5 protein-coding genes are annotated in these 5,577 nt (G+C 53.2%); 1 reads left to right on the top strand and 4 read right to left on the bottom strand.

The window, feature by feature from the left end; translation table 11 throughout:
* Positions 1-347 (top strand): IS66 family transposase (locus G565_RS25180; RefSeq protein WP_028672415.1); only part of this gene is annotated, 347 nt, incomplete at its 5' end.
* Positions 348-415: 68 nt separating this feature from the next.
* On the opposite strand, the gene G565_RS0120065 is transcribed toward G565_RS25180, so the two are convergent.
* The 4 genes from G565_RS0120065 to G565_RS25175 all read right to left on the bottom strand — a co-directional run bounded on the left by G565_RS0120065 (position 416) and on the right by G565_RS25175 (position 5,454).
* Positions 416-1,381 (bottom strand): zinc-binding metallopeptidase family protein, encoded by a 966-nt coding sequence (locus tag G565_RS0120065; RefSeq protein WP_028672414.1) that lies wholly within the window; start codon positions 1,379-1,381, stop codon positions 416-418.
* 123 nt (positions 1,382-1,504) lie between these two features.
* Complete coding sequence (locus G565_RS0120060; protein WP_028672413.1) at positions 1,505-3,694, bottom strand: OsmC domain/YcaO domain-containing protein; 2,190 nt, start codon at positions 3,692-3,694, stop codon at positions 1,505-1,507.
* A gap of 319 nt (positions 3,695-4,013) precedes the next feature.
* Complete coding sequence (locus G565_RS0120055) at positions 4,014-4,805, bottom strand: M90 family metallopeptidase (RefSeq protein ID WP_028672412.1); 792 nt, start codon at positions 4,803-4,805, stop codon at positions 4,014-4,016.
* A gap of 142 nt (positions 4,806-4,947) precedes the next feature.
* Entirely contained in the window at positions 4,948-5,454 is a 507-nt protein-coding gene (locus G565_RS25175) for a class I SAM-dependent methyltransferase (protein WP_342662989.1), read from the bottom strand.
* Positions 5,455-5,577 lie beyond the last annotated feature (123 nt).

The following is a 5,577-nucleotide window of genomic DNA, read 5'->3' as shown; positions in this document are numbered from 1 at the left end:
GTCGGCGTGAACACGAACTGCGCGTGTTCCTGGAAGAGCCGGATGTGCCAATGGATACCAATCATCTGGAGCGTGCTCTAAGGCCGATACCGATGGGCCGTAAAAACTGGCTCTTCTGTTGGTCAGAACTGGGCGCCGAGCACGTGGGTGTGATCCAGAGCCTGATCACTACCTGCAAGCTGCACGATATCAACCCCTACGTCTATCTGACTGATGTGCTACTGCGTGTTGGTGATCACCCGGCGAAAGAGGTTCAGGATCTGACACCAAGACTTTGGAAAGAACGCTTCGCTGCTGATCCGAGGCAATCAGATCTTTATATGGCCTGCAACCACTCCGTAGAATGACCGGTTACCTATTAATCGCACTTTATATTAAGCAAGTGGAGGGCACGCGGCGTCTTCGACCACCGCAGTCAAAGCCCCAGCGCGCCCCTGCGTAGCCAGTCATGCACGAACGCCAGCTTGCGGCGTGCAGTGTCTGACAGGACGAATGGATATAGATCAGACAACCCCATGGACCGGTTGATATGGTTCACCCCCACAGCGAGGGAGGCCGCAATATTAATCAGCCGGTCGGCATCCGGTTCCGAGTATGGCTCCCAACCCCGGCCTGGCATCTCTGATGACGTCAACCCCGCCGCGACAAAGCTGTCGGTGATATCAGTCAGGTGCAGCAAATGGGCGCAGGTTTCGGCCCAATCTTCATGGGGGTGTGCCGAGGCATAGGTGGTCAGATAGTGCAGTTGCCAAAATTCCCCGGGGCCTTCGTTGTAGTGACGCTGGAGGGCAGCAGTGTAATCTGCCCGTTCATCGCCAAACATCGCCCGGAAGGCATCCAGGAAATCCTCGCGCAGGCTTAGCCGCCACCAGAGCATATGCGAGATTTCATGGCGCATGTGGCCAATCATAGTACGATATGGCTCATCCAGCGCCTGGCGGCGGGTTATGCTCAGAACCGGGTCCGCCTCGGCCACACTGATCGTCACTACACCCTCAACGTGCCCCATAAGCACCGGGGTAGGACCCTCGGCGAGCATGTGAAAAACCGGGGGCGCTCCTGGATCTTCCGGCCGGAACCAGTTCCAGCGGCCTAGATTGTCGAGCGCCCAGCGTTTGGCGGCTTCGGTCTTTGCCCAAAGTGGCATGGCGTCAGGGATGGAGGTGTCTGGCGCCAGAGCGGTCATGGCGCATGATCGACAGAAAGCGCCTGGTTCAGGAGCAATCCAGTTGCAGCCAATCACCTCGCGGTTGGCGCAGAACGGCGGCATCGGCAGGAACGCCCGAGCCTGTGGGTCATAAGCGACGGGCGTTCCTTCGGCGGTTGCCAGGTTGTCAAACCAAAGTGAGCCTGAACCGACTGGATTTGAAAAAACTCGCATAGTGAACTCCAGAAAATAATCGAACTGCTTTTGGTTTATAGCGTCTTGGCGCTCTCGCTCTTACTGATTGAGCGACTTTTTAGGCTGCTTCGTAATACACCTTTTATCAGTATAGCATCCTCGTCAATTTACCCCCTGACTCTCAGCTCGCGCTGCATGCAACTTTTTATAACTGTCGATCAGACGCAGGTGTTTATCCAGACCCTCCAGTTGCATATTGGTTGGGGTAAGGCCGTAGAAGCGCAGACTGCCATTCACCGAGCCAACCACCGCCTCCATGGTCTGCTCACCAAACATGCGTTTGAGGTTGACCAGGTAGTCGCTAAGTTCCAACTCATCATCCAGGGTAATTTCCAATACCGCCTGAACGGCCCGGTAGAACAGTCCGCGCTCCACAGTGTTGTCATTGAACTGCAGGAAGGTTTCGACCCGCTCCAGGGCTTCTTCATACTGTTGCAGAGCCAGATTGATCAACAGCTTCAACTCAAGAATGGTGAGCTGCCCCCACACCGTGTTTTCATCGAACTCAATGCCGATCAGGGTAACGATGTCTGCGTAATCATCGATCTGGCTTTCTTCCAGGCGCTCTGCCAGGTCAGATAACTGCGAATCAGTCAGTGAATGGAGATTGAGTATGTCTTCACGGTAGTCGAGGGCCTTGTTGGTGTTGTCCCAAACCAGGTCCTCTGCGGGGTACACTTCAGAATAGCCCGGCACCAGGATGCGGCAGACCGGGGCACCCAGGTCGTTATATTCTGCCGTGTACACTTCTTTGCCCATGTCTTTAAGGATAGTGAACAAACCGGCCACTTTTGCTTCGTTCGACCCCGCGAAATCCCATTCCTGGAAGTCGTAATCCTGTTTCGCACTGAAGAAGCGCCAGGAAACCACTCCGGTCGAATCGATGAAATGCTCCACAAAGTTGTTGGGCTCAGACACGGCGAGGCTGTTAAACGTAGGCGGTGGCACATCGTTCAGGCCCTCAAAACTGCGGCCTTGCAGCAACTCGGTGAGGCTGCGTTCCAGTGCTACTTCCAGGCTCGGATGCGCGCCAAAAGAGGCGAAGACGCCACCGGTTCTCGGGTTCATCAGGGTGACGCACGCCACCGGGAAGCGGCCACCCAGAGAGGCATCCTTGACCAGCACCGGAAAACCCTGCGCTTCCAGCCCCAGGATGCCGTCAAGAATATTGGGGTATTTTTCCAGCACCTGCCGGGGAACGTCTGGTAGCGCAATTTCTTCTTCGATGATTTGTCTTTTCACCGCGCGCTCAAAAATTTCCGACAAACACTGTACTTTCGCTTCCTCCAGAGTGTTACCGGCACTCATGCCATTGCTGAGAAACAGGTTTTCGATCAGATTCGAGGGGAAATAGACCACCTCCCCGTCTGACTGCCGCACAAACGGCAGGGAGCAAATACCCCGCTCAGTCTTACCCGAGTTGGTATCGATCAGATTGGAACCGCCCAGCTCACCGTCCGGGTTATAGATGGCCAGGCAGTGGTCATCCAGAATACCCCTGGGCAGCTCATCTTCGGGCCCCGGTTTGAACCATTGCTCGTTCGGGTAATGGACAAATTCGCTATTGGCGATGCCTTCACCAAAAAACTGGTCGTTATAGAAGAAGTTGCAGCTCAGCCGCTCAATGAACTCACCCAGCGCCGAACACAGAGCGCTCTCTTTCGTGGCGCCCTTGCCATTGGTAAAGCACATGGGCGAGGCGGCATCACGAATATGCAGCGACCACACGTGGGGTACAATATTGCGCCAGGAAGAAATTTCGATCTTCATGCCCAGCCGCGCCAGAATGGCGGTCATGTTTGCGATGGTCTGCTCCAGCGGCAAGTCTTTACCGACAATGTAGGTGCTGGTCGCGTCCACGGGCTGTGTCATCAGCAAGGCCTGCGCGTCCTGATCCAGGTTTTCTAGCGTTTCAATCTCGAACATGGGGCCAGTTTGCACCACCTTTTTGACCGTACAGCGATCGATTGAGCGCAGAATACCTGTACGGTGTTTTTCTGAAAGGTCTTCTGGCAACTCGACCTGAATTTTGAAAATCTGGTTATAGCGATTATTGGGATCAACAATATTGTTCTGCGACAGGCGGATATTATGGGTCGGAATGTTGCGGGCCAAACAGTAAACGCGGACAAAATAGGCCGCACACAGCGCCGATGACGCCAGAAAATAATCGAACGGACTGGGCGCAGAGCCATCACCTTTGTAGCGTATCGGTTGGTCGGTAATGACGGAAAAATCGTCAAACTTTGCTTCAAGTCTGAGATTGTCGAGAAAATTAACGTTGATTTCCATTACGAGGGTACCCGGTCTGTAGAATTTGGCGCGTCATGGCCTTAAATTACCGCCATTATCCAGCCTTTGCCCTCACTCGTCTTGGTTTGTCGCTCACAAATGGCATTAAGGCAGATTTCGCGCCGGGCTGGCGTGATCATGGCCCCAGCCTGACTCATCAGGCACCACTGATTACAGGGCCTTGCTTCTGATCAATCACTTCAGTCTTGCCGAAGCAAACGCCCACAATCCGCCCTGTGTTTACGTCGCGCTCAGTTGCTCCTGCTGCCAATTGCTATTAGCACAACAAAATCGATAGCAGGTAAAGATGAATGTCCAACTAAGCCCTGTCGGAATTCGTAAGCGGTAGCGGCTGTTGGCGATATAACTGGCACAGCAACCGATAGACCTCCGGCATATGTTTTTGCATAGCGTGTGGCGCCTCAAAAAAAGTCTCACTGCACACCGCAAAGAATTCCGCCGGACTGGTCAGCGCATAGTCATTGAGCGGCAATGGCCGGTGCCGGTGCAAGTCTTTCTGCAGTCGCTCCCATGCAGCCGAAAAAATATCATGCCATTCGCCCGGGCGCATATCAGGGTGCATCGGAGGTGCGCCGTTAGCACCATCACGCAGCATATCGAGCTTATGCGCCAACTCATGAATGACCACATTACTGGCCTTACCGTGGCGGACATGGGCGCCGGTTTCCAGAATCGATTGCCACGACAAAACAACCGGACCTCGAACCCAGGCTTCACCACTCAAACCAGGACTTTCGGAATGCACGACGCCATCATCAGTGCGATACGGGCGGTTCGGTATAAAATCGCCCTCATAGATAATGATCGTGTACCAATGGTCGTACCAGTCCAGGCCAAGATGCAGGATCGGAACGCAGGCCATGGTGGCAATTTTCAGACGCATAGCATCGGTAAATTGAAACTCACCTCCGGAGGTAAGGCTTTTTCGTACAAGAAATCGAAAGGTCATATCTCGAAGTGCGTCGCGCTCCACGCCCTGATAGCGATGCATAACCGGCCAGTCGGCAATAGCAGATTCCCATTGAGCCGACGTAAAACCCATGTCTTTAACACGCCTGCTGTCGAGCCAGTTACGAAATCGCTTAAACATTGTTAACTTACACTCTATCTAACGCCTAAAATCAATATTACAGACTAATCGAGAGAATTCTCAGAAAGCGTATTATCGGGACACCCATCGCACTGACAAAGGCAATAGAGAGGTTCAGACCACATTCACATTGGCCCCGCGTTTAATCGTTAACAACCCGAATGCGTTTAACGATATCAGACCAGGCGTTGGTGCTCTCAACGTCAGTAAAACCAGCCTCCCTTATATTATCAAGGGTGCGACGATTGATGTTAGCACCATATAAGTGAACCGGCATGAAGTTAAGCCAATCCATCAATTTACCGATAAGCGGCCGCTCGCTGCGCATATGCTCCAACATAAAGAGCTGCCCACCGGGTTTTAGCACACGGCGAATCTCTTTCAAGCCCTGGACCGGATCGGGAACGGAACAAAATACACAGCTGGTAAGCACGCTGTCGAAGCTGTTGTCGGCGAAATCGAGGGCTTGCACATCCATTTCCATCAACTGAATATGTGCACCTGAATCCGCTGCGCGACCTTTGGCTTTAGCCAGCATGCGAGGGCTAAAGTCGATACCACAAACGTCTGAATCATGGCTGTAGTAAGGCAGGTTTTTACCTGTCCCCACGCCCACCTCCAGCACTTTGCCAGTTGCTTGTCGAACCAGAATGGGCCTCTCTTTTTTAGGCTCTTCGTAAAACTCTGTGGAACCCTATGGCAGCATATCCAGCTTCCCACAGTGAAACAGTATGCTCGTTCTAAAGCCTTCGAAAGAACGATAACCTCGAGC

It is taken from the genome of Saccharospirillum impatiens DSM 12546 (assembly GCF_000423605.1).
GTDB classification, from domain to species: Bacteria; Pseudomonadota; Gammaproteobacteria; order Pseudomonadales; family Natronospirillaceae; genus Saccharospirillum; species Saccharospirillum impatiens.
Note: the sequence above shows the minus strand (reverse complement) of the source record. Positions and strands in the feature narration are given on the sequence as shown.

Coding starts and splice junctions, on each gene's coding strand:
- G565_RS0120065 (WP_028672414.1), bottom strand. CDS start 1,381: ATGCGAGTTTTTTCAAATCCAGTCGGTTCAGGCTCACTTTGGTTTGAC.
- G565_RS0120060 (WP_028672413.1), bottom strand. CDS start 3,694: ATGGAAATCAACGTTAATTTTCTCGACAATCTCAGACTTGAAGCAAAG.
- G565_RS0120055 (WP_028672412.1), bottom strand. CDS start 4,805: ATGTTTAAGCGATTTCGTAACTGGCTCGACAGCAGGCGTGTTAAAGAC.